Consider the following 21,697-nt stretch of genomic DNA (forward strand, 5'->3'; position numbering starts at 1 on the left):
CCCAAGGCGATAACAGATGACTATGCAAATCCGAGTTGAACATCTCAGTAAAACCTTTGTGCTGCACCAGCAGTACGGCACCCGCCTGCCGGTGCTGCACGACGCCAACCTGACGGTCGGCAGCAGCGAATGCGTGGTGCTGCACGGCCACTCCGGCAGCGGCAAATCCACCCTGCTGCGCTCGCTGTACGCCAACTACCTGCCGGACAGCGGCCATATCTGGATCAACCACCAGGGCGACTGGCTGGACATGGTCAGCGCCGATGCGCGCCAAATTCTGGCGGTGCGCCGCCATACGCTGGGCTGGGTCAGCCAGTTCCTGCGGGTGATCCCGCGCATCAGCGCGCTGGAGGTGGTGATGCAGCCGCTGCTGGAACAGGGCGTCGAACGCGCCGAGTGCCGTGAACGCGCCGAGGCGCTGCTCGCTGCGCTCAACGTGCCGCAGCGCCTGTGGCCGCTGGCGCCGTCCACCTTCTCCGGCGGCGAGCAGCAGCGGGTGAACATCGCGCGCGGCTTTATCGTCGATTACCCCATTCTGCTGCTGGACGAACCGACCGCCTCGCTCGACAGCCGCAACAGCGCGGCGGTGGTGCAGCTTATCGAACGCGCCAAGTCGCGCGGCGCGGCGATCGTCGGCATTTTTCACGATGAAGGCGTCCGCCAACAGGTCGCCGACCGGCTTTATGACATGCAGGCGCCGCAGGCGCTGGAGGCCCTCTGATGATCGTCAATAACGTTAAGCTGGTGCTGGATGACCAGGTGGTGCAAGGCTCGCTGGAGATGCAGGACGGCGTGATCCGCAGCTTCGCCGACGGCCCGAGCCGGCTGCCGCAGGCGCTGGACGGCGACGGCGGCTGGCTGCTGCCGGGGCTGATCGAGCTGCATACCGACAACCTGGACAAGTTCTTCACCCCGCGCCCGAACGTCGACTGGCCGGCCCATTCGGCGATGAGCAGCCACGACGCGCTGATGGTGGCCAACGGCATCACCACGGTGCTGGACGCGGTGGCGATCGGCGACGTGCGCGACGGCGGCCACCGGCTGGAAAACCTGCAGAAGATGATCGACGCGGTGATCCACAGCCAGCGCGCCGGGGTGAACCGCGCCGAGCACCGGCTGCACCTGCGCTGCGAGCTGCCGCACGAGAGCACGCTGCCGCTGTTCGAACAGCTGATGGACAAGCCGGGCGTGTCGCTGGTGTCGCTGATGGACCATTCGCCGGGCCAGCGCCAGTTCGCCTCGCGCGAAAAGTACCGCGAATATTATCAGGGCAAATACCACCTCAACGACCAGCAGATGAGCGAATACGAGGAGCAGCAGGTCGCCCTGTCCGCCCGCTGGGCCGCGCCGAACCGCGAGGCGATCGCCGCCCACTGCCGCGCACGCCGCATCTCGCTGGCCAGCCATGACGACGCCACCGCCGCGCACGTGGCCGAATCCTGCGCGCTGGGCAGCGCCATTGCCGAGTTCCCCACCACCGAGGCGGCCGCCCGCGCTTCGCACCAGCAGGGCCTGCAGGTGCTGATGGGCGCGCCGAACATCGTGCGCGGCGGCTCCCACTCCGGCAACGTGGCGGCGCACCACCTGGCGGCGCTGGGGGTGCTGGATATTCTCTCTTCCGATTATTACCCGGCCAGCCTGCTGGACGCGGCGTTTCGCCTCGCGGCGGACGAGCGCAACGCCTACGATCTGCCCCAGGCGGTGCGCATGATCACCCGCAATCCGGCGCGGGCGCTGGATCTGCAGGATCGCGGCACCCTCGCCGAAGGGCTACGGGCGGATCTGGTGCTGGCGCGGCCGCACGGCGAGCACGTTTACGTGCAGAACGTGTGGCGCCAGGGCAGGCAGGTGTTCTGATGGCGCGGCTCATCTATCTGATGGGGCCTTCCGGCGCAGGCAAGGACAGCCTGCTGGCCGCGCTGCGGGCCGACGCCGACCGCGCACCGCTGGTGGCGCACCGTTACATTACCCGGCCGGCGGACGCCGGCTGCGAGAATCACATCGCGCTGAGCGAACCCGAATTTCTGCGCCGCCGCGCCAAGGGGCTGTTCGCGCTCGACTGGCAGGCCCACCAGCAGCGCTACGCGTTCGGGATCGAAGTGGATCTTTGGCTACTGCAGGGGATCGACGTGGCGGTCAACGGTTCGCGCGCCCACCTGCCGCAGGCGCAGCAGCGCTATGGCGCGCAGCTGTTGCCGGTATGCCTGCAGGTCAACGCCGCGATCCTGCGCCGGCGCCTGCAGGATCGCGGGCGAGAAAGCGCCGAACAGATCGAGCAGCGGCTGGCGCGGGCGGCGGAATATCAGCAGAGTCTGCCCGCCGGCTGCCGGGTGCTGCACAACGACGGCCCACTCGACGACACCCTGGCGGCGCTGCTGGCGCTGCTGCCTACCGCCACCCGACAAGCTCAGGACGCGACGCCATGAACGACTTTGCCCAGCCGAAAATCGGCGACAACGTGACCCTTAACCGCACCCGGCTCGGCCAATATGTGCATCTGGCCGACGATGCGATCCTGGAAGAAGTGGAGATGGGGGACTACTCCTATACCGCCGGGCACAACCAGATCTTTTACGCCACCATCGGCAAGTTCGTCTCCATCGCCTCCTATGCGCGCATCAATCCCGGCAACCACCCGACCTACCAGCGCATCGCGCAGCACCACTTTACCTACCGCGCCTCCGAATACGGGCTGGGGGAAGACGACGCGGCGTTCTTCGACTGGCGGCGCGAGCACCACGTCACCGTCGGCCACGACGTGTGGATCGGCCATAACGCCATCCTGATGCCGGGCGTCAGCGTCGGCAACGGCGCGGTGATCGGCAGCGCGGCGGTGGTCACCAAGGACGTGGAGCCTTACAGCATCGTCGCCGGCGTGGCGGCCAAGAAGATCGGCATGCGCTTTGACGACGCGCTGATAGAACGCATCGAACGCAGCCAGTGGTGGCACTGGGATCACGCCACGCTGCAGGCGCGGCTGGCGGATTTTCGCGACATCAACCGCTTTGCGCAGAAGTACCTTTAACGGAGGGGAGCGATGCAACTGACCTTTCTCGGCACCGGCGGCGCGCAGCAGGTGCCGGTGTTCGGCTGCGACTGCCTTATCTGCCAACGGGCGCGGCGCGAGCCGGCATTTCGGCGGCGAGCGTGCAGCGCCATGCTTAACTATCAGGGGGAAACGACCTTATTGGATGCGGGATTGCCGGCTTTGGAGCGGCGATTTTCGGCGGGGCAAATTCAACGTTTTTTACTGACACATTACCACATGGATCACGTTCAGGGGTTATTTCCTTTGCGTTGGGGGTGCGGAAATTCCATTCCGGTGTATGGCCCGCCGGATGAACAGGGCTGCGACGACCTGTTCAAACACCCGGGCATTCTGGCGTTTCAGCCGCCGCTGGCGCCCTTTGCCACCGTCGAACTGGGCGGCATGCGCATCACCCCGCTGCCGCTGCAACACTCCAAACTGACCCACGGCTATCTGATCCAGGCGGCGGGCGCTGCGCTGGCCTACCTGACCGACACCGTCGGCCTGCCGCCGGCCACCGCCGACTATCTGCAGAACGTGGCGCTGGATCTGCTGGTGCTCGATTGCAGCCTGCCGCCGCAGCCGCAGGCGCCGCGCAACCACAACGACCTGACCCGCGCGCAGGAGACGCAGCGGTTGCTGCAGCCCAAACGCACGCTGCTGACGCACATCAGCCATCATCTCGATCTGTGGCTGCTGGACAACGAACTGCCCGCCGGGCTGGAACTGGCGTTCGATCACCTCAGCGTCAGCCTCGGTAGCAGTGCAGCCGATCCGATTCCAGCACCCTGACCCCTTCGCCCGGCGTGAACGCCTGCTGCAGCAGCGTTTGCGCCACGTCTTTGGCGGAGACGGCGCGCCATTTGCCGGGCAGCAGCCTGAACAGCGGCAGCGTGAGGCGCTCCATCAGGCGCGGCGCGGGGCGCTCCCCCACCAGCATGGAAGGCCGCACCAGCGTCAGGCGCGGCCAGTGCTGTTCGCGCAGCGCCTGCTCCATCTCGCCTTTGGTGCGGTTATACAGGAAGGTGGAATCCGCGTTGGCGCCCAACGCGCTCACCACCAGGCAGTGCTGCGCCCCCAAGCGGCGGCCGGTCAGCGCGCTCTCCACCACCAGTTGATAATCGACGTAGCGGAAGGCATCGGCGCTGCCCGCCGCCCGGCGGGTGGTGCCCAGGCAGCAGAACACCAGATCGACCGGCTGCTGCAGGCCGCTCAGCAGCTCGAACAGCGCATCGCCGACCGGGTTGGTCAGCTTGCCGTGCGGCGGCAGCGGCGCGCGCGTCGGCGCCACGATGGCCGTTATCTGCGGATCGCTTTGCAACAGCTGCAACAACTCGCGCCCCACCAGCCCGGTTGCGCCGACTAACAGTGCTCGCGCCATGCAATCTCCCGTTGTAATCAATACGTCAACTTAAAGTATAGACCGCGCCCAATGCAGCTTCTTGCCGAAGCCGAGGGTGTTGTCGGTCATCTTCACCTCGTGCAGATCCAGCCGCCAAACCGAGGCCTTCATCGCCCTGGCGATCGGGAAGCGCTTGCAGTAACGCGCGCGCGCCGCGTCGGCCTCTTCGCCGCTCAGCAGCACCGCCTCGGCGCGGTACTGCACGCCGCGGATCAGCGCGATGCTTTTCGGCTTCGGCGCGATGGTGCCGACCACCCGGCCGTTGTTCAGCATCAGCCCGCCGTGGCGGGTGTGCGGTTCGGTCATCAGCCACAGCGCCATCGCCGCAGCGTCGAACACGTAAAAACAGTTGGCGCACCACATGTCGAGGCCGTCGCCGGCGCACAGCGTCAAGACGTGTTGTTTGCCGATGAAATCCGCAATCTGCTGCCGTTGTTCTGGGGTATTCAAGGTTACTCGCCTCCCTGTTCACTCACTTCATCTTACCCTGCGTTGTTGAGGCGAGTCACAAATAACGATAATCATCAAAAACCCAAATTGAATATAAAAACACAATAAATGCATTTTTATTAACTTAGGCCAGAAAAAGATTTATAACATAAAAAATACAAGACGGATTTATTTGATCGTTATGCAACCGCTTATTCGACCGGTTCTTTTATTCCCATCCTGACGACACGCAAATTTAGCGCACCCGCCCGGAGTCGATTAGCAATTCGTTTACAAGCCCGTTGGCCCACCTGAACGCTGTTTATGCAATTCATTGCATAACAGGTGAATAGTTATTTATAAACACCGGCATTTATGTGACTTTCATCACGATTTTTAGCCAACCTTGCGTTAAAATAGCGCCATCTTTTCACTCAGCAAGGTGGATTAGAAAATGGAAAACAATAACCGCAAAATGGCGCATATCAGGCGCACAACCCATATTATGATGATGGCTCATCGCAGCTGCTTTAGCTTCGCATTCTTCAACTACAGATAACCCTCTCCCCTCGCTCTTACGCCGTTGATAAGAGTGTCATTGCGTTTTTATTTATTCTCCGCACGCCGGTGATAATATCGCTTTCTCGCTAACCGGGAAGGACACGCAATTCATTCTTAATTTCGGCCAAGCGCATCCAAGCTAAATAAAACAACGAACACAGTTAATGCCTTTCGGCATCGCTGGGTTCTCGCACACCTTTATTTTCGTGAAGGCGTTAGCGGCAAATGGAATTATTTGCCGACGGACTGCCTTTGCCTGAAGAATGAGAAAAATGAAAAATTTAAAAATTGCCGCCAACACCCAAACCCTCGGCTGCTTTGAAACTGAACGCGACATCGTCGATGTGCATCACAGCGATTTCAATGATGTCGCCGCCATCGTGCTGTCGGTAGACGACGTCACGCACGGCATGGTGGCGCGCATCGAAGAGCACGGCCTCAACATTCCGCTGTTCGTCGCCGTCTGCTGCGAAGAAGAGCTGGATAACGCCGTATTGCCGGCGCTGCACGGCGTGTTTGAACTGTGCGGCAAGAATACCCAGTTCTACGGCAAACAGCTGGAGGCCGCCGCCGCCAAATATGAGAGCGAGCTGCTGCCGCCGTTCTTCAATACGCTGACGCAGTACGTGGAAATGGGCAACGCCACCTTCGCCTGCCCAGGCCACCAGGGCGGCGAGTTCTTCCGTAAACATCCGGCGGGCCGCCAGTTCTTCGACTTCTACGGCGAAACGCTTTTCCGCTCCGATATGTGCAACGCCGACGTCAAACTGGGCGACCTGTTGATCCACGAAGGCGCGCCTTGCGCCGCGCAGCAGCACGCCGCCAAGGTGTTCAATGCCGACAAGACCTACTTCGTGCTCAACGGCACCTCGGCCTCGAACAAGGTGGCGACCAACGCCCTGCTGACGCGCGGCGATCTGGTGCTGTTCGACCGCAACAACCATAAATCCAACCACCACGGCGCGTTGATCCAGGCCGGCGCCACGCCGGTGTATCTGGAAACCGCCCGCAACCCGTTCGGCTTTATCGGCGGCATCGACGCGCACTGCTTCGACGAACGCTACCTGCGCCAACAGATCCGCGAAGTGGCGCCGGAACGCGCCAACGAAGCCCGCCCGTTCCGCCTGGCGATCATCCAGCTCGGCACCTACGACGGCACCATCTACAACGCCCGCCAGGTGGTCGACAAGATTGGCCACCTGTGCGACTACATCCTGTTCGACTCCGCCTGGGTGGGCTATGAGCAGTTCATTCCGATGATGAAAGACTGCTCGCCGCTGCTGCTGGAGCTGAACGAAAACGATCCCGGCATCATCGTCACCCAGTCGGTGCACAAACAGCAGGCCGGCTTCTCACAAACCTCGCAGATCCACAAAAAAGACAAGCACATCAAGGGGCAGAGCCGCTACTGCAACCACAAGCGCTTCAACAACGCCTTCATGCTGCACGCCTCCACCAGCCCGTTCTACCCGCTGTTCGCCGCGCTGGACGTCAACGCCAAGATGCACGAGGGCAAGAGCGGCCAGCGTCTGTGGCAGGAGTGCGTGCGCGTGGGGATCGAAGCGCGCAAAATGCTGCTGGACACCTGTACGATGATCAAACCGTTCGTGCCGGATCAGATCGACGGCAAGCCTTGGCAGGCCTATGACACCGCGGCGATGGCCAACGATCTGCGCTTCTTCAACTTCGTGCCCGGCGAGAAGTGGCACGCCTTTGAGGGCTATGCCGAATCACAGTACTTCGTCGATCCGTGCAAACTGCTGCTCACCACGCCGGGCATCGATACCGCCACCGGCAGCTACAGCGAATTCGGCATCCCGGCGACCATTCTGGCCAACTACCTGCGTGAAAACGGCATCGTGCCGGAAAAATGCGATCTCAACTCGATCCTGTTCCTGCTGACGCCGGCGGAAGACATCGCCAAGATGCAGCATCTGGTGGCCCTGATCGCCCGCTTCGAGCAGCACATCGAGCAAAACTCCCTGCTCAGCGAGGTGCTGCCTGCGGTCTATAAAAACCACCAGCAGCGCTACAAAAACTACACCATCCGCCAGCTGTGCCAGGAAATGCACGACCTTTACGTCAGCTACGACGTTAAAGAACTGCAAAAAGAGATGTTCCGCAAAAGTTATTTCCCGCGCGTGGTGATGAATCCGCAGGACGCCAATACCGAGTTCGTGCGCGGCAATGTGGAATTGGTCTCGCTGGCTAAAGCCGAGGGCCGCATCGCCGCCGAAGGCGCCCTGCCTTACCCGCCGGGCGTGCTGTGCGTGGTGCCCGGTGAAATTTGGGGCGGCGCCGCGCAGCGTTATTTCCTAGCACTGGAAGAAGGCATCAACTTATTGCCGGGATTCGCGCCGGAATTGCAGGGCGTTTATATCCAACAGGATGAGGATGGCTGGAACCGCGCTTACGGCTACGTCATGAAAAATTAATCACCTTACGGGGCGGCGATGATTCTCGCCGCCCGGTTCGCATCCTAAAAGAGAAAATGATCATGAGTAAGTCCAATAATAAAATGGGTGTCGTGCAATTAACGATCCTGACCGCCGTGAACATGATGGGTTCCGGCATAATTATGCTGCCGACCAAGCTGGCCGAAGTGGGCACGATTTCGATCGTTTCCTGGCTGGTGACCGCCGTCGGCTCGATGGCGCTGGCCTACGCCTTCGCCAAATGCGGCATGTTCAGCCGTAAATCCGGCGGCATGGGTGGCTACGCCGAATACGCCTTCGGCAAATCGGGCAACTTTATGGCGAACTACACCTACGGCGTTTCGCTGCTGATCGCCAACATCGCCATCGCCATTTCCGCCGTCGGCTACGGCACCGAGCTGTTCGACACCACCCTCAGCCCGCTCGGGATCTGTATCGCCACCATCGGCGTGCTGTGGCTGGCGACCGTCGCCAACTTCGGCGGCGCGCGCATCACCGGCAAAATCAGCGGCATCACCGTCTGGGGCGTAATCATTCCGGTGGTGGGCATCTCGGTCATCGGCTGGTACTGGTTCAGCGGCAGCGCCTACGTCGCCGCCTGGAACCCGCATCAGGTGCCAACCTTCGAAGCCATCGGCGCCTCCATCTCAATGACCCTGTGGGCGTTCCTGGGGCTGGAATCCGCCTGTGCCAATACCGACGTGGTGGAAAATCCGGAGCGCAACGTGCCGATCGCCGTACTGGGCGGCACCCTCAGCGCGGCGGTGATCTATATCATTTCAACCAACGTGATCGCCGGCATCGTGCCGAACATGGATCTGGCCAACTCTACCGCCCCGTTCGGGCTGGCGTTCTCCCACATGTTCAACCCGACGGTCGGCAAGATCATCATGGCGTTGATGGTCATGTCCTGCGTCGGCTCGCTGCTCGGCTGGCAGTTCACCATCGCTCAGGTGTTCAAATCCTCCGCCGACAGCGGCTTCTTCCCGAAAATCTTCTCCAAGCTGAGCAAGGCCGACGCGCCGGTTAAAGGCATGCTGACCATCGTCGTCATCCAGAGCGGCCTGTCGCTGATGACTATCAGCCCGTCGCTGAACAAGCAGTTCAACGTGCTGGTGAACCTGGCGGTGGTGACCAACATCATCCCTTACATCCTGTCGATGGCGGCGCTGGTCATTATTCAGAAAGTGGCGAAAGTGCCGGACAACAAGGCGCGCATCGCCAATATCATCGCCGGCATCGGCGCGCTGTACAGCTTCTACGCGCTCTACAGTTCCGGTGAGGAAGCGATGATGTGGGGCGCCATCGCCACCTTCCTCGGCTGGACGCTGTACGGCATCGTCTCGCCGCGCTTCGAGCTGGCGGGAAAAAAGGGGTAAAGCGGTAGGGCACCGGCGGCCGGGGATGGGATTGTGATGGCGAACATGCCATCATACGCCGACCCTGGCCACCAAAGCGGCGTACGATGACCGACACCTCCCCCACTCCCTGGCACCTCTACATGCTGCGTTTACCGAGCGGCATGCTGTATACCGGCATCACCACCGACGTGGCGCGCCGCCTGGCGCAGCATCAAGCCGGCAAAGGCGCCAAGGCGCTGCGCGGAAAAGGGGAACTGACGTTGGCATTTCACTGCCAGGTGGGGGATCGCTCAACGGCGCTGAAGCTGGAATACCGCGTCAAACAGCTGAGCAAAATACAAAAAGAGCGGCTGGTGAATCACCCGCCGCTGTCGTTGGAGTATCTATTGCCGGTCGTTAAAAGCGATTAAACGGCGCCGAAAAAGCCACTTCGCCGCTGACGCCGTTCAGGGCGTCTTCCGCCAGCGGATACACCTGGAACGCGCTTTCCGTGTCCGGCCAGCGGCAGTTCAGGCCATAGGCGGCGGCCGGTTTAAAACCGAAGCGGCCGTAGTAGGCCGGATCGCCCAGCACCACCACCGCGGCGTAGCTGAATTCGTTCAGCGAATCCAAGCCTTCGTACACCAGTTTTTCAGCCAGCCCCTGGCGGCGCAGGCTTTCATCTACCGCCAGCGGCGCCAGCGCCACCCATTGGCGGTCTTCGCCGGCCACGTCCACCGGGCTGAACGCGGCGTAACCCACCACCCCGCCTTCGTCGTCAGTGGCGACCACGCCCAGCGTCAGCAGGCCATCTTCGCGCAGCTGCTGCACCAGATCGGCTTCGTCGTCGCGGCCAAAGGCGCGGCGCAGCAAGGCGTCTATGCCCGCCGCGTCTACCGGGATCTCTACGCGGATCAGCATGATACCGCCACACGGGAAGCCGACGCCGTGCCCTCCTGCAACCCTGCTTCGACAAAATCAGCCAACTGCAACAGCCCCATGCGCAGCGGCGCAGGCATGCTTTCCAGCTCGATGGCGTCCATCAAATTTTTCACATACAGGCCCAATTCGGTATCCCCTTCAATCTGCAGCCGACGCTGAAAGAACAGCGTATCCGGATCTTGCTTGCGCGCCGCGATCAGGATCAGATCGTTGGCGTCGCCGCTGAAACTGACGTCCGCTTCGGCGTGCTGGCTGACCACCAGTTTGTCGTTTTCTACCGTCATAAACCAGTGTAGCGCCAGATCGCGAACTTCGATCTTCAGCCAGCGCGATTCGAGAAATTCCAGATCGCCATCCGCCAACGCCTGGCGGAACTGCCAGCTCAGCACCTGTTGCAGCAGTTGGCGCTGCAGGGCGAACGGCGTGAATTTCAGCGGGATGCGCAGCAGCGACGGCCCCTGGCGCACAAGGCGTGCTCGTAGTTGTTCCAACACGGTCATCCACTCCTTTCAATACGGACTACCGCTATTTTGCCACACTGGCGCGCGGCTTCAGCGGTCTATATCAACAAATAGTGCATTTCACCGCCATGTTTATCAATACGCCATAAGCTGCCCCAAATCAAAACCTGTGTACGCCCCTTTGCCTAAAATGACCTCCCCGATTCGCGTTTGCCGGCGGAACACCGCCGTCGGCAACCTTTAAAGACAGCGTGCGCCCGGCCGGGCGCACGGCTAAGCCAGGATAAATCTATGGAGCTGCTTTGTCCCGCCGGCAACCTGCCGGCCCTGAAGGCCGCGGTGGATAACGGCGCCGACGCCGTTTACATCGGCCTGAAAGACGATACCAACGCGCGCCACTTCGCCGGCCTCAACTTCACCGAGAAAAAGCTGCAGGAAGCGGTCGATTACGTGCATCGCCACGGCCGCAAGCTGCATATCGCCATCAACACCTTCGCCCATCCCGACGGCTACGCCCGCTGGCAGCGCGCGGTGGATATGGCGGCCCAGCTGGGCGCCGACGCGCTGATTCTGGCGGATCTGGCGATGCTGGAATACGCCGCCCAGCGCTACCCGCAGCTGGAGCGCCACGTTTCGGTGCAGGCCTCCGCCACCAACGAGGAGGCGATCCGTTTCTACCAGCGAAACTTCGAGGTAGGCCGGGTGGTGCTGCCGCGCGTGCTGTCGATGCATCAGGTGAAACAGCTGGCCCGCACCAGCCCGGTGCCGCTGGAAGTGTTCGCCTTCGGCAGCCTGTGCATCATGGCCGAGGGGCGCTGCTATCTCTCTTCCTACCTGACCGGCGAATCGCCGAACACCGTCGGCGCCTGTTCGCCGGCACGGTTCGTGCGCTGGCAGCAAACTCCGCAGGGCATGGAGTCGCGCCTGAACGACGTGCTGATCGACCGCTACCAGGATCATGAAAACGCCGGCTACCCGACGCTGTGCAAGGGCCGCTATCTGGTGGACGACGTGCGCTACCACGCGCTGGAAGAGCCCACCAGCCTCAATACGCTGGAGCTGCTGCCGGAGCTGCTGGCCGCCAACATCGCCTCGGTGAAGATCGAAGGCCGCCAGCGCAGCCCGGCTTACGTCAGCCAGGTGGCGCGCGTCTGGCGCCAGGCGATCGATCGCTGCCAGGCCGATCCGGCCGCCTACCGCGCCGACGCCGCCTGGATGGAGACGCTGGGCGCGATGTCCGAGGGCACCCAGACCACGCTGGGCGCCTATCACCGCAAATGGCAGTAGCCGGAGGAAACATGAAATACGCACTGGGGCCGGTGCTCTACTACTGGCCGAAAAACGACATCGCGGCGTTCTATCAGCAGGCGGCAGAGAGCAGCGCCGACATCATTTACCTCGGCGAGAGCGTCTGCACCAAGCGGCGCGAGATGAAGGTCGGCGATTGGCTGGCGCTGGCGCGCGAAATCGCCCGCAGCGGCAAGCAGGTGGTGATCTCTACGCTGGCGCTGCTGCAGGCGCCGTCCGAGCTGAATGAGCTGAAACGCTATGTGGAGAACGGCGAGTTCCTGTTTGAAGCCAACGATCTGGGCGCGGTGAACATGGCGGCGGAACGCGGCTTGCCGTTCGTCGCCGGCCACGCGCTGAACTGCTACAACGCCTATACCCTGCGCCTGCTGCGCCGCCAGGGCATGATGCGCTGGTGCATGCCGGTCGAGCTGTCGCGCGACTGGCTGGCCAACCTGCTGACGCAGTGCGACGAGCTGGGCTTCCGCCATGATTTCGAGGTGGAGGTGCTGAGCTACGGCCACCTGCCGCTGGCCTATTCGGCGCGCTGCTTCACCGCCCGCTCGGAGAACCGCGGCAAGGACGAATGCGAAACCTGCTGCATCAAGTATCCGCAGGGCCGCATGATGCGCTCGCAGGAACAGCAGCAGGTGTTCGTGCTCAACGGCATTCAGACCATGAGCGGCTACTGCTACAACCTCGGCAACGAGCTGCCGAGCATGCAGGGGCTGGTGGACATCGTACGGCTATCGCCGCAGGGCGCCGAGACGCTGGCGCAAATCGATGCCTTCCGCGCCAACGAACGCGGCGAAAAGCCCTTGGCTTTGACCGATCACGCCGACTGCAACGGCTACTGGCGCCGCGTGGCGGGGTTGGAGTTGGTGTCTTAGCGAGGACAGTGCCGGCGGCGCTCTGTCGCCGGCATTGTTTATTTATCAAGATGAATACGGTTATTTCCGCCGTGGAACCAATGGAATAAATTTACACACATCTGGCAGCAGCTTCTGATACCAAAATAAGTAAAAGCCGCGATGACCGCATCTACCAAATGTTCTCCGTATGAAATAATACTTAGCGAGGAGAACGAGACAAGTAACATGCTCAACGTTAGCGCCATCATATTACAAAGCGGGTCTAAAAGACGTCTATTGGCCATAACCCACCCTCTATTGTTGAAACGGTAAAAGCGATGTTCTCATCACCATCGACACTGCCCATTAACGCTATTGGCGTTTTTATTGCCACCCAAGGCACCACCGTTATTCTTATTATTCCCTGCGGGGCTGTTATCGGCGCATGAGACCGCCCCCATCAAGCCACCGGCAACCGCCAATCAGTTTCATCTCATCAGAAGTAAGCTCTCTTATTGTTGACATATTTATATTATCCTTTAAATAACACGTTATAGATAAAACTAACGCCAACCATTAATTCCCTAAACCGGTCGACAATGACAATTACCAAAGTCAATATAAGAAATTAAATCAAAATAACAATAGACATCCCGCTAAATAAACAACCTTAAACATATCGATAATACGAAATAATAAAGGCGCCGAATATGGCGCCTTTATTGGTTCCCTACGCCCGCCGCTTCCTGAACATCCCGCGCAGCGCCACGCTGTTGCGCAAGAAGCCGACGCCGAAGCCCAGCAGGGTGTAGACCACGCCGAGCACCAGCATCATCATCACGTCGCCCCACACTTCGTTCAGCGACAGCCCCATCTGGTTGACGCCGGCGATCGCCTTGGTGCCCCAGGTGGAGGGAATGCTGTAGGAGATGGCGCGCACCCAGGCCGGCATCGACTGCAGCGGCCAGATGGTGCCGGACAGGTAGAAGATCGGCGTGGTAATGAACGCCAGCGTCAGGTAGATCATCTCGACGCTGCGCAGGCACTCGGTCACCAGCTTGCCCAGCCCCAGCACCGCCAGCAGGAACGGGAAGGTCAGCAGCAGCAGTTCGGCGATGTTCGCCGTCTGCCGATAGCCCAATACCCACGGCCACAACACGAACAGCACGATCGACAGGAACAGCCAGATCGGCAGCAGCGCCGTCAGCCCGCCGAGGTGCGCCGCCAGCGGCGCCTTGCCGCCGGGCATGCTCTTCATGGCGATATTGACGCGGATACAGGCGATCAGCAGCGAGTGCTGCAACAGCATCACCAGCAGGCCGGGAAAGATGATCGCCGCGAAGCTGATGCCGGGGTTAAACACGTCCAGCGTTTGCCCCAGTATCGGCGTCAGCAGTATCTGCGCCTGTCGTTCGCTGAAACCGCTGCGCAGCAGCAGCCCGTTGTTGTACTCCGTCAGCAGCTGCTGGTAGGCCGCCACCACGTCCTGTTGGATCTGGCCGTTGGCCAGGCGGTTGGTGGCGTCGCCGTACACCGGCACCACGATGTTCTGCCCGCTGAGGATCTTCTTCTCCAGATCCACCGGCATGATGATCACCGCAAACAGCTTGCGCCAGCCGAGATCGCGCTGCGCTTGTTCCAGGCTGTCGTAGGTTTCAATCGCTATCTTGGAGGTGGCGTCCAGTTGGCGGATCAGCTGCCGGCTGGCGGTGCTGTGATCCTGATCGACCACTCCCACCGGCAGATCCCACACCGTGCGGTTGGCGTACACCATGCTCATGATGCACAGCGACAGGATCAGCATCAGCCACACCGGCCGCTCCAGCATGCCGAGCAGCACCTTAACGAAGGTTTGCCAATAGAGCTTCATCCGGCGTTCCCCTCTTTTGCCAGCCGCGCCGGCAGGCGATTGCGCACCAGCAGCGCGGCCACCAGCGGGTAGACCGCCAGCAGCGCACACACGCTGAAAATGGCGCTGGCGTGCACCTGCCGCAGGAACACGTCGAACATCGCGTACAGCGCGTGGGTCAGCGGCTCGATGTTGGAAATGATGCGCGCCGGCAGCGGCATCGACAGCTCAGGCACCGCCATGCCGGAGAAGGTCATCGCGATACTGACCAAAATACCGATCAGGCTGTAGGCGGTGATGGTGCTGCCGGTAAAGGTGTACAGCAGCAGGCCGATGCTCTGCGCCGCCATCACGTAAAACAGGCCAATCATCAGCATAAACAGCGGGTTGCCGCTGACGCGGGCGTCAAAGATGCCCACCAGCGCCGCGATCTCCACCATCAGCAGGGTGGTGAAACACAGCGTGTACGGCGCCAGCTTGCCGAGCAGCGCCAGGCTGAACGGCTTGGCCTGCAGCAGCGACTTGCTGCGCGCCAGCACGTAGATCATGCAGGTCACCGCGAACAGCTGCAGCAGATGGATGGTGGCGGCGAACTGCTGGTAATAGATATAGCTGCCGCTGGCGTTGAACAGGCTGCCGTAAGAGAGCGTCACATCCGCCAGCGGCGGCAGCGATTTGCCCATCTCTGTGGCGATGATGCTGCGGGTGCTGGCGTTGATTTCGTTCATCAGGCCGCCAAAATCCTGGGTGGAGTACAGCCCGGCGCCGTAGAACAGCGCGTTGTAGTACATCACCACGCTAGGCTGTTTGCCCGACAGCGCATTGGCCTCGAAGTCCGGCGGAATGTACAGCAACGCGTAATCCTGCGCGCTGCGCAGGCGGCTCAGCGACTCCGGCAACCCGCCGCCGTAGGCCTCGACGTGGGCGTGCGACCCAGCGTCCAGCCGCCGGGTCAGCGATTTGGACAGCGGGCTGTGATCGCTGTCCACCACCGAGACCGGCAGATCGAGCAGCGTGCCTTCGGAGAAGTTGCTGCTGATCAGCCCAAACAGGATCAGCGGAAAGATCCAGCTCAGCCAGTGCACCACCGGGCTGCGAAAAGCGACGCGACACTCTTTGTCGAACGCGTGACTGAAGCAGCGCCAGCCGGCCCTTACTCTTTCCATTGCCATAAGGTGCTCATCCCCGGACGCAGGCCGTCCACCGGCTGTGACGGATACAGGCGCACTTCGAAGGTTTTCAGGTCGAAGTCGCCGGTGGCGCGGGTGGCGCGTTTGGTGGCGTAATCCCCCAGCGGCGCGATGTAGCGCACCTCGGTATCGATCATTTTGTCCTTCAGCGCCGGCACCCGCAGCTTGACCTTGTCGCCTTTGCGCACGTGGGCCAGGATGTCTTCGCGCAGGTTAAACACGAAGTAGGCGTCCGGCACCCGGATCAGCGTCACCAGCGGGCTGCCGGCGTTCAGCAGCTCGCCCACTTCGGCCGGGATCGGCCCCACTTCGCCGTCCACCGGCGCTTTCACCTGCAGATCGTCGCTCTGCGCCTGGATCTGCAGCAGGTTCTCTTCCGCCGCCCGCAGCGCCGCCGCGTATTGTTGCCGCAGCTCGACGCGGTCGCCGTTGATGCCTTCGTCCAGGTTGGCCTTGGCCGCCTGCACCTGCTGGAAGGCGGTGTCGCGCGCCCGGCGCGAAGCGTCCAGCTCGGACTTCGAAATATAGCCCTTGCCGGCCACGCTCAGGTTGCGGTTGTAGTCGTTTTGCGCATTGCGGTACTGCGCTTCGGCCTGCGCCAGATTGGCGCGCAGGTTGCGGATGCTCTCTTCACGGGTGCCGTGCAGCGACTGATCGAGCTGCGCCTTGGCCTCGTCGCGCGTGGCCTGCGCGGAACGCAGTTGCGCCATCAGTTCGGGGCTGTCGAGCTGGATAATCAGCTGGCCGCTTTTCACGTCGTCGCCGCGTTCGATCAGGCGTTCAACCACCCGGCCTTTCGCCTTGGAAGCGACGATCACTTCGGGAGCGTCCACTTCACCCTGCAGTAACAGATCCTGATTATGCGCGCGGAACAGGATCGCCAATGCGATCGCCACCATCATCAGCAACAGGGTAAACAGCGTCTTTTTTTTCATTATGTCGGCTCCCGGAACGGTAAGCGGCGGGCGGGGATCATCATTTCCATATCTCAAATTGCTCCAAAAAACACCATTGCTCTCATGAGGATATCACAAGCACATATCTCCTCTTTTATAACTATAAATTGGATTATGCTTTTAACACTAAAAAGCATCATTTTCGGCTTTTTGGTATGCAGATTCCTGCAATCGCCCTTTAAGCGATCCACTCTCTGATGGACGATGTCATGACTGAAAACATTGCAGTACCGCTGTCGGTACTGGATTTATCGCCAATCCCGCAAGGGGCCAAAGCGCGCGACGCTTTCCACTGTTCGCTGGATTTGGCGCAGCACGCCGAACGCTGGGGCTACCGGCGCTACTGGCTGGCCGAGCATCACAACATGACCGGCATCGGCAGCGCCGCCACCTCGGTGCTGCTGGGCTATCTGGCCGCCGGCACCCAAAGCATTCGCCTCGGCTCCGGCGGCGTGATGCTGCCGAACCATGCGCCGCTGGTGATCGCCGAGCAGTTCGGCACGCTGGAGTCGCTCTACCCCGGCCGCATCGATCTGGGGCTGGGCCGCGCGCCCGGCACCGATCAGCGCACCATGATGGCGCTGCGCCGCCACCTGTCCGGCGATGTGGATACCTTCCCGCGCGACGTGCAGGAGCTGCAAAACTACTTCTGCGACGCGCAGCCCGGCCAGCCGGTGCAGGCGGTGCCGGGCCAGGGGCTGCACGTGCCGCTCTGGCTGCTCGGCTCCAGCCTCTACAGCGCGCAGCTGGCGGCGCAGCTTGGCCTGCCGTTCGCCTTCGCCTCGCACTTCGCCCCGGATATGCTGTTCCAGGCGCTGCAGCTGTACCGCGAGAACTTCAAACCGTCCAAACAGCTGGCGCAGCCGCACGCCATGGTGTGCGTCAACGTGATCGCCGCCGACAGCGATAGCGATGCGCGTTTCCTGTTCAGCTCGATGCAGCAGCAGTTCATCAACCTGCGCCGCGGGTCGCCCGGCCCGCTGCCGCCGCCGGTGGATAACATCCACGCGCTGTGGACCGCCGGTGAGCAATACGGCGTCGAGCAGGCGCTGCGGATGTCGATCGTCGGCGATGAAAAAACCGTGCGCCACGGGCTGCAAACGCTGCTGCGTGAAACCGATGCCGACGAGATCATGGTCAACGGCCAGATCTTCGATCACCAGGCGCGGCTGCGTTCGTTCGAGATTGTTGCCGGAGTGAAAGGCGACGTCGTGAAGGGATAAAACGCGAAAAGGCGGTGGGGAACCCCACCGCCTCGGCGTTAACGCTGGATCAGATAGCGGATGGTCGGCCCGTCCTGCTGGATATCCAGCACCTTGTAGCCGTGGTTGCGCGCGTCGAGCGGAATGTTGTTGATCGACTGCGGGCAATCGCTGATCACCTCCAGGATTTCCCCCGGCTTCAGCTGCGGCATCGCCTCCAGCGTCGCCACCGCCGGGTACGGGCAAGGCTCGCCCAGCATGTCCAGCCGGTAGTCCGGCACTATCGTCTTCTCTTTCATGGCATGCTCCTCAAATTCACCACCTGCGCCTCAGGCCGGGCGCGGAAAAAGCGTTTCTCCCACCACAGCATGGCGGCGAAGGCCAGCGCCAGCAGCAGATAGGTCACCAGCAGGCCGCCGATCGGGCCGAAGATGTCGAGCAGGTTGATCTTGTCGTAGTCGGTCGCCAGCGCCGGCGCCAGATCGTCCCAGTAATAGGCCAGCAGCGTGGCGCCGATGATGTTGCCCAGCCCCACCCACCAGTAGTGCACCTGCCCTTCCACCGCACGGTACATCCAGCCGGTCTCGCAACCGCCGGCCAGCACGATGCCGAAGCCGAACAGCAGGCCGCCCAGCACCGCATTCGGGCCGGCCCACATGATTTTCGGCGCCACGCCGAGCTGCACGTAGCTGAAGATGCCGATGGCGCTCACCGCCATGCCGATGATGATAGCTTTCGCCATGTGGGTGCGGCCGGTGATCCACAGATCGCGGAACGCCGAGGTGAAGCAGATCTGCGCGCGTTCGATCAGCAGACCGAAGCCGATGCCGAACAGCATGGCGATGCCGAGCTTAGGCGCATCGAACAGCGTCCACAGCGACCAGGCCACCGCCAGGCCGAAGACCGCCATGCCCAGCCGGAAGCGGCGGCGCGCCTGCTCAGGCTTCTGCGTCAGCGGCGCGGCGGCCTTCACCTTTTGTAATTTGACCGGGATGCGAAACATCGGCAGCAGCGTGAATTTGGCGCCGAAGTACGAACCTGCAGCGGTCGCCAGCGCGAAGAACCAGGCGTGCAGCGAAAACTGCGGAATACCGGTGAAGAACGCCGCCAGGTTACAACCCATCGCCAGGCGCGCGCCGAAGCCGGCGATAATGCCGCCCAGCAGCGCCTGCACGATGCGAATGCGGTGCTGCGGCTGGCGCAGCTTGATGTTGTTGGCCCACAGCGCGGCGGCGATGCAGCCGGCGAACATGCCGATGATCATGCGCCCGTCGATGCGCTCCAGCGGCGTGCCCTGCAGGCCGATAACCTTGAAATAGCCCCACTGCTCGGGGTGCAGGCCGAACCACTGCAGCACATGGCCGCCCCAGCGGGTGAACTCGCCGGTCACCGCCCAGAAGGTGCCGGTCATGCCAAAGTAGTAGGTAGAAAGGATCCCGGCGGCGATCACCGCCGGCAGCGGCGCCCAAAAGCGCACCAGGTATTGAGATTTGAACTGCTGCCAACTCATGGCATCTCCCGTGCATATCATCCGTAAGAAAAAACCTTATGAATGATACGCCATTCAGGGGCGTTTGACGGCAACTTTCAGGCATAAAAAAACCAGCCCGCAGGCTGGTTTTTCAGAGCGCTTCACCGCGAACGGTGAATCAGCAATTACGCGTCGCCGAAACGACGACGTGGTGCTGCCGGTGCGCCGTCATCCCGGCGTGGGGCCGGTTTGCCGTCACGGTTGTAGTTACCGCCACGACGCTCGCCGCCGTTGCCGCCTTCACGACGTTCACCGAAGGAACGACGTGGGCCGCCTTCGCGACGTTCGCCGTTGAACGGACGACCGTTACCACGACGCTCGCCGCCGTTGCCACCGTCCCGACGCTCGCGACGTTCGAACGGCTGTGCATCGCCCAGCAGCTGCATGTTCATCGGCTTGTTCAGGATGCGGGTGCGAGTGAAGTGATTCAGGATCTCGCCCGGCATGCCTTTTGGCAGCTCGATGGTGGAGTGGGACGCGAACAGCTTGATGTTACCGATGTAACGGCTGCTGATGTCGCCTTCGTTAGCGATAGCGCCAACGATGTGACGCACTTCTACGCCATCGTCACGGCCCACTTCGATGCGGTACAGCTGCATTTCGCCAACGTCACGACGTTCGCGACGCGGACGATCGCCGTCACGGCTGTCGCGGCGATCGCCACGGTCACCGCGACGATCGTCACGGTCGTTGAATTCGCGGCGCTGACGCGGCTTGAAGACCGGATCCGGCGGCAGGATCAGCGGACGTTCGCCCTGAGCCATTTTCAGCAGCGCTGCGGCCAGGGTTTCCATATCCAGCTCTTCTTCCGGCTGCAGTTTGGTCAGCAGCGCGCGGTACAGATCCAGATCGCTGCTTTCCAGCTGCTGCTGAACTTTTGCGGCGAACTTGGCCAGACGACGCTCGCCCAGCAGTTCCGCGTTCGGCAGTTCCACTTCCGGGATGGTCAGCTTCATGGTGCGTTCGATGTTGCGCAGCAGGCGGCGTTCGCGGTTTTCCACGAACAGCAGCGCGCGGCCGGCGCGGCCCGCACGACCGGTACGGCCGATACGGTGAACGTAAGACTCGGAGTCCATCGGGATGTCGTAGTTGACAACCAGGCTGATGCGCTCAACGTCCAGGCCGCGGGCCGCAACGTCGGTCGCGATCAGGATATCCAGACGACCGTCTTTCAGGCGCTCCAGGGTCTGCTCACGCAGCGCCTGGTTCATGTCGCCGTTCAGCGCGGCGCTGCTGTAACCGCTGCGCTCCAGCGCTTCGGCCACTTCCAGGGTCGCGTTCTTGGTGCGCACGAAGATGATCGCCGCGTCAAAGTCTTCGGCTTCCAGGAAACGCACCAGCGCTTCGTTTTTACGCATGCCGTACACCGACCAGTAGCTCTGGCTGATGTCCGGACGGGTGGTCACGCTGGACTGGATGCGCACTTCCTGCGGCTCTTTCATAAAGCGGCGGGTGATGCGACGGATCGCTTCCGGCATGGTGGCGGAGAACAGCGCGGTCTGATGTTCAGCCGGGATCTCAGCCATGATGGTTTCTACGTCTTCGATAAAGCCCATGCGCAGCATTTCGTCGGCTTCATCCAGCACCAGACCGCTCAGGTTGGAGAGGTTCAGGGTGCCGCGCTTCAGGTGGTCCAGCAGGCGGCCTGGGGTACCCACAACGATTTGCGGGCCCTGGCGCAGAGCGCGCAGCTGCACGTCGTAACGCTGGCCGCCGTACAGGGCTACCACGTTGACGCCGTTCATGTGTTTGGAGAAATCGGTCATCGCTTCGGCAACCTGAACCGCCAGTTCGCGGGTCGGTGCCAGCACCAGGATCTGAGGTGCTTTCAGGTCTGCCTGCAGGTTGTGCAGCAGCGGCAGCGAGAACGCTGCAGTTTTACCACTACCGGTCTGTGCCATGCCCAGCACGTCGCGGCCGTTCAACAGGTGAGGAATACACTCAGCCTGGATCGGAGATGGTTTTTCATAGCCCAGATCGTTCAGGGCGGAAATGATTGGAGCAGACAGCCCCAGATCAGCAAAAGAGGTTTCAAACTCAGTCGTCATGTACACGTGCCTCATTAATAATGGCAGCCAGTCTACATAACTCGTCGAGAAAATTTTCAGTCATTTTCATTGAAAAGTGTGAACCGGCTCAAATTAGATTATAAAACGAACAAAAAAGCCCTCGCCCGTGAAGGCGATAACTTTGGTTAAAAACCAATGTTCATCAGGCTGATAGGTGTTCGTCA

The 21,697-nt window shown here is 61.6% G+C and carries 23 protein-coding genes; 12 read left to right on the top strand and 11 right to left on the bottom strand.

Features of this window, described 5'->3' with window-relative positions; genetic code table 11:
* The first annotated feature begins 16 nt into the window (after positions 1-16).
* From phnL to phnP, 5 genes are read left to right on the top strand one after another with little or no spacing between them, the layout of a single operon-like run.
* Positions 17-721: a phosphonate C-P lyase system protein PhnL gene (gene phnL, locus ACF8MC_RS24250; protein ID WP_164105433.1), complete on the top strand. Its 705-nt coding sequence runs from the start codon at positions 17-19 to the stop codon at positions 719-721.
* Complete coding sequence (gene phnM, locus ACF8MC_RS24255) at positions 721-1,857, top strand: alpha-D-ribose 1-methylphosphonate 5-triphosphate diphosphatase (protein WP_015376433.1); 1,137 nt, start codon at positions 721-723, stop codon at positions 1,855-1,857. Before phnL ends, phnM begins: the two co-directional genes overlap by 1 nt.
* Positions 1,857-2,426 (top strand): ribose 1,5-bisphosphokinase, encoded by a 570-nt coding sequence (phnN, locus tag ACF8MC_RS24260; protein ID WP_016929305.1) that lies wholly within the window; start codon positions 1,857-1,859, stop codon positions 2,424-2,426. The genes phnM and phnN overlap by 1 nt, the downstream gene beginning before the upstream one ends.
* Entirely contained in the window at positions 2,423-3,025 is a 603-nt protein-coding gene (locus tag ACF8MC_RS24265; RefSeq protein ID WP_015376431.1) for a DapH/DapD/GlmU-related protein, read from the top strand. The genes phnN and ACF8MC_RS24265 overlap by 4 nt, the downstream gene beginning before the upstream one ends.
* Before the next feature lie 12 nt (positions 3,026-3,037).
* The gene (gene phnP / locus ACF8MC_RS24270; protein ID WP_049195749.1) at positions 3,038-3,820 is read left to right on the top strand and encodes a phosphonate metabolism protein PhnP; all 783 of its coding nucleotides are present in this window, start codon (positions 3,038-3,040) and stop codon (positions 3,818-3,820) included.
* On the opposite strand, the gene ACF8MC_RS24275 is transcribed toward phnP, so the two are convergent.
* Together ACF8MC_RS24275 and ACF8MC_RS24280 are read right to left on the bottom strand one after the other, a co-directional pair.
* A complete protein-coding gene (locus ACF8MC_RS24275) occupies positions 3,777-4,409 on the bottom strand; it encodes an NAD(P)H-binding protein (protein ID WP_164105435.1) in 633 nt (210 codons plus the stop codon). The genes phnP and ACF8MC_RS24275 overlap by 44 nt on opposite strands.
* Before the next feature lie 30 nt (positions 4,410-4,439).
* Positions 4,440-4,880 carry a YhbP family protein gene (locus ACF8MC_RS24280; RefSeq protein WP_033652767.1) on the bottom strand — a complete coding sequence of 147 codons (441 nt, stop codon included), beginning with the start codon at positions 4,878-4,880 and terminating at the stop codon, positions 4,440-4,442.
* Positions 4,881-5,313: 433 nt separating this feature from the next.
* On the opposite strand from ACF8MC_RS24280, the gene speFL reads away from it, so the two are divergent.
* The 4 genes from speFL to ACF8MC_RS24300 all read left to right on the top strand — a co-directional run bounded on the left by speFL (position 5,314) and on the right by ACF8MC_RS24300 (position 9,626).
* Positions 5,314-5,418, top strand: coding sequence for a leader peptide SpeFL (gene speFL / locus ACF8MC_RS24285; protein ID WP_004933443.1), 105 nt, complete (start codon positions 5,314-5,316; stop codon positions 5,416-5,418).
* Positions 5,419-5,692: 274 nt separating this feature from the next.
* On the top strand, positions 5,693-7,855 hold the full coding sequence (gene speF / locus ACF8MC_RS24290) for an ornithine decarboxylase SpeF (protein WP_164105437.1): 2,163 nt from the start codon (positions 5,693-5,695) through the stop codon (positions 7,853-7,855).
* Between the two features lie 62 nt (positions 7,856-7,917).
* The gene (potE, locus tag ACF8MC_RS24295) at positions 7,918-9,234 is read left to right on the top strand and encodes a putrescine-ornithine antiporter (protein WP_025305085.1); all 1,317 of its coding nucleotides are present in this window, start codon (positions 7,918-7,920) and stop codon (positions 9,232-9,234) included.
* A gap of 86 nt (positions 9,235-9,320) precedes the next feature.
* Complete coding sequence (locus ACF8MC_RS24300; protein WP_139291246.1) at positions 9,321-9,626, top strand: GIY-YIG nuclease family protein; 306 nt, start codon at positions 9,321-9,323, stop codon at positions 9,624-9,626.
* On the opposite strand, the gene ACF8MC_RS24305 is transcribed toward ACF8MC_RS24300, so the two are convergent.
* Positions 9,613-10,116 (bottom strand): GNAT family N-acetyltransferase, encoded by a 504-nt coding sequence (locus ACF8MC_RS24305; RefSeq protein ID WP_033648656.1) that lies wholly within the window; start codon positions 10,114-10,116, stop codon positions 9,613-9,615. The genes ACF8MC_RS24300 and ACF8MC_RS24305 overlap by 14 nt on opposite strands.
* The gene (locus tag ACF8MC_RS24310; RefSeq protein WP_021504239.1) at positions 10,110-10,637 is read right to left on the bottom strand and encodes an SCP2 domain-containing protein; all 528 of its coding nucleotides are present in this window, start codon (positions 10,635-10,637) and stop codon (positions 10,110-10,112) included. The genes ACF8MC_RS24305 and ACF8MC_RS24310 overlap by 7 nt, the downstream gene beginning before the upstream one ends.
* Before the next feature lie 252 nt (positions 10,638-10,889).
* On the opposite strand from ACF8MC_RS24310, the gene ACF8MC_RS24315 reads away from it, so the two are divergent.
* Entirely contained in the window at positions 10,890-11,885 is a 996-nt protein-coding gene (locus ACF8MC_RS24315; protein WP_015376422.1) for a peptidase U32 family protein, read from the top strand.
* A gap of 11 nt (positions 11,886-11,896) precedes the next feature.
* The gene (locus ACF8MC_RS24320) at positions 11,897-12,775 is read left to right on the top strand and encodes a U32 family peptidase (RefSeq protein ID WP_060430738.1); all 879 of its coding nucleotides are present in this window, start codon (positions 11,897-11,899) and stop codon (positions 12,773-12,775) included.
* Between the two features lie 691 nt (positions 12,776-13,466).
* On the opposite strand, the gene ACF8MC_RS24325 is transcribed toward ACF8MC_RS24320, so the two are convergent.
* Genes ACF8MC_RS24325 through ACF8MC_RS24335 form a run of 3 tightly spaced genes read right to left on the bottom strand, consistent with a single transcriptional unit; the run spans position 13,467 to position 16,710 of the window.
* Positions 13,467-14,606 carry an ABC transporter permease gene (locus ACF8MC_RS24325; RefSeq protein WP_047569614.1) on the bottom strand — a complete coding sequence of 380 codons (1,140 nt, stop codon included), beginning with the start codon at positions 14,604-14,606 and terminating at the stop codon, positions 13,467-13,469.
* Positions 14,603-15,757 (bottom strand): ABC transporter permease, encoded by a 1,155-nt coding sequence (locus ACF8MC_RS24330; protein WP_033636832.1) that lies wholly within the window; start codon positions 15,755-15,757, stop codon positions 14,603-14,605. Before ACF8MC_RS24330 ends, ACF8MC_RS24325 begins: the two co-directional genes overlap by 4 nt.
* A complete protein-coding gene (locus ACF8MC_RS24335) occupies positions 15,739-16,710 on the bottom strand; it encodes an HlyD family secretion protein (RefSeq protein ID WP_047569616.1) in 972 nt (323 codons plus the stop codon). The genes ACF8MC_RS24330 and ACF8MC_RS24335 overlap by 19 nt, the downstream gene beginning before the upstream one ends.
* 230 nt (positions 16,711-16,940) lie before the next feature.
* On the opposite strand from ACF8MC_RS24335, the gene ACF8MC_RS24340 reads away from it, so the two are divergent.
* Positions 16,941-17,954, top strand: a complete 1,014-nt coding sequence (locus tag ACF8MC_RS24340; RefSeq protein ID WP_049235557.1) for a luciferase-like monooxygenase — start codon at positions 16,941-16,943, stop codon at positions 17,952-17,954.
* A 38-nt stretch (positions 17,955-17,992) separates the two neighbouring features.
* On the opposite strand, the gene yedF is transcribed toward ACF8MC_RS24340, so the two are convergent.
* The 4 genes from yedF to yrbN form a co-directional block, all read right to left on the bottom strand.
* Complete coding sequence (gene yedF / locus ACF8MC_RS24345; protein ID WP_033636829.1) at positions 17,993-18,232, bottom strand: sulfurtransferase-like selenium metabolism protein YedF; 240 nt, start codon at positions 18,230-18,232, stop codon at positions 17,993-17,995.
* Positions 18,229-19,443, bottom strand: coding sequence for a selenium metabolism membrane protein YedE/FdhT (gene yedE, locus ACF8MC_RS24350; RefSeq protein WP_164105439.1), 1,215 nt, complete (start codon positions 19,441-19,443; stop codon positions 18,229-18,231). Before yedE ends, yedF begins: the two co-directional genes overlap by 4 nt.
* A gap of 146 nt (positions 19,444-19,589) precedes the next feature.
* Positions 19,590-21,512, bottom strand: coding sequence for a DEAD/DEAH family ATP-dependent RNA helicase (locus tag ACF8MC_RS24355; protein WP_004933492.1), 1,923 nt, complete (start codon positions 21,510-21,512; stop codon positions 19,590-19,592).
* Positions 21,502-21,582, bottom strand: coding sequence for a protein YrbN (gene yrbN, locus ACF8MC_RS24360; RefSeq protein WP_099032700.1), 81 nt, complete (start codon positions 21,580-21,582; stop codon positions 21,502-21,504). Before yrbN ends, ACF8MC_RS24355 begins: the two co-directional genes overlap by 11 nt.
* Positions 21,583-21,697 lie beyond the last annotated feature (115 nt).

Source organism: Serratia sp. LACPHL-BACT-2024-00286, assembly GCF_043109535.1.
Classification (GTDB): domain Bacteria; phylum Pseudomonadota; class Gammaproteobacteria; order Enterobacterales; family Enterobacteriaceae; genus Serratia; species Serratia sarumanii.

Coding starts and splice junctions, on each gene's coding strand:
- phnL (WP_164105433.1), top strand. CDS start 17: ATGACTATGCAAATCCGAGTTGAACATCTCAGTAAAACCTTTGTGCTG.
- phnM (WP_015376433.1), top strand. CDS start 721: ATGATCGTCAATAACGTTAAGCTGGTGCTGGATGACCAGGTGGTGCAA.
- phnN (WP_016929305.1), top strand. CDS start 1,857: ATGGCGCGGCTCATCTATCTGATGGGGCCTTCCGGCGCAGGCAAGGAC.
- ACF8MC_RS24265 (WP_015376431.1), top strand. CDS start 2,423: ATGAACGACTTTGCCCAGCCGAAAATCGGCGACAACGTGACCCTTAAC.
- phnP (WP_049195749.1), top strand. CDS start 3,038: ATGCAACTGACCTTTCTCGGCACCGGCGGCGCGCAGCAGGTGCCGGTG.
- ACF8MC_RS24275 (WP_164105435.1), bottom strand. CDS start 4,409: ATGGCGCGAGCACTGTTAGTCGGCGCAACCGGGCTGGTGGGGCGCGAG.
- speFL (WP_004933443.1), top strand. CDS start 5,314: ATGGAAAACAATAACCGCAAAATGGCGCATATCAGGCGCACAACCCAT.
- speF (WP_164105437.1), top strand. CDS start 5,693: ATGAAAAATTTAAAAATTGCCGCCAACACCCAAACCCTCGGCTGCTTT.
- potE (WP_025305085.1), top strand. CDS start 7,918: ATGAGTAAGTCCAATAATAAAATGGGTGTCGTGCAATTAACGATCCTG.
- ACF8MC_RS24300 (WP_139291246.1), top strand. CDS start 9,321: ATGACCGACACCTCCCCCACTCCCTGGCACCTCTACATGCTGCGTTTA.
- ACF8MC_RS24305 (WP_033648656.1), bottom strand. CDS start 10,116: ATGCTGATCCGCGTAGAGATCCCGGTAGACGCGGCGGGCATAGACGCC.
- ACF8MC_RS24310 (WP_021504239.1), bottom strand. CDS start 10,637: ATGACCGTGTTGGAACAACTACGAGCACGCCTTGTGCGCCAGGGGCCG.
- ACF8MC_RS24315 (WP_015376422.1), top strand. CDS start 10,890: ATGGAGCTGCTTTGTCCCGCCGGCAACCTGCCGGCCCTGAAGGCCGCG.
- ACF8MC_RS24320 (WP_060430738.1), top strand. CDS start 11,897: ATGAAATACGCACTGGGGCCGGTGCTCTACTACTGGCCGAAAAACGAC.
- ACF8MC_RS24325 (WP_047569614.1), bottom strand. CDS start 14,606: ATGAAGCTCTATTGGCAAACCTTCGTTAAGGTGCTGCTCGGCATGCTG.
- ACF8MC_RS24330 (WP_033636832.1), bottom strand. CDS start 15,757: ATGGCAATGGAAAGAGTAAGGGCCGGCTGGCGCTGCTTCAGTCACGCG.
- ACF8MC_RS24335 (WP_047569616.1), bottom strand. CDS start 16,710: ATGAAAAAAAAGACGCTGTTTACCCTGTTGCTGATGATGGTGGCGATC.
- ACF8MC_RS24340 (WP_049235557.1), top strand. CDS start 16,941: ATGACTGAAAACATTGCAGTACCGCTGTCGGTACTGGATTTATCGCCA.
- yedF (WP_033636829.1), bottom strand. CDS start 18,232: ATGAAAGAGAAGACGATAGTGCCGGACTACCGGCTGGACATGCTGGGC.
- yedE (WP_164105439.1), bottom strand. CDS start 19,443: ATGAGTTGGCAGCAGTTCAAATCTCAATACCTGGTGCGCTTTTGGGCG.
- ACF8MC_RS24355 (WP_004933492.1), bottom strand. CDS start 21,512: ATGACGACTGAGTTTGAAACCTCTTTTGCTGATCTGGGGCTGTCTGCT.
- yrbN (WP_099032700.1), bottom strand. CDS start 21,582: ATGAAAATGACTGAAAATTTTCTCGACGAGTTATGTAGACTGGCTGCC.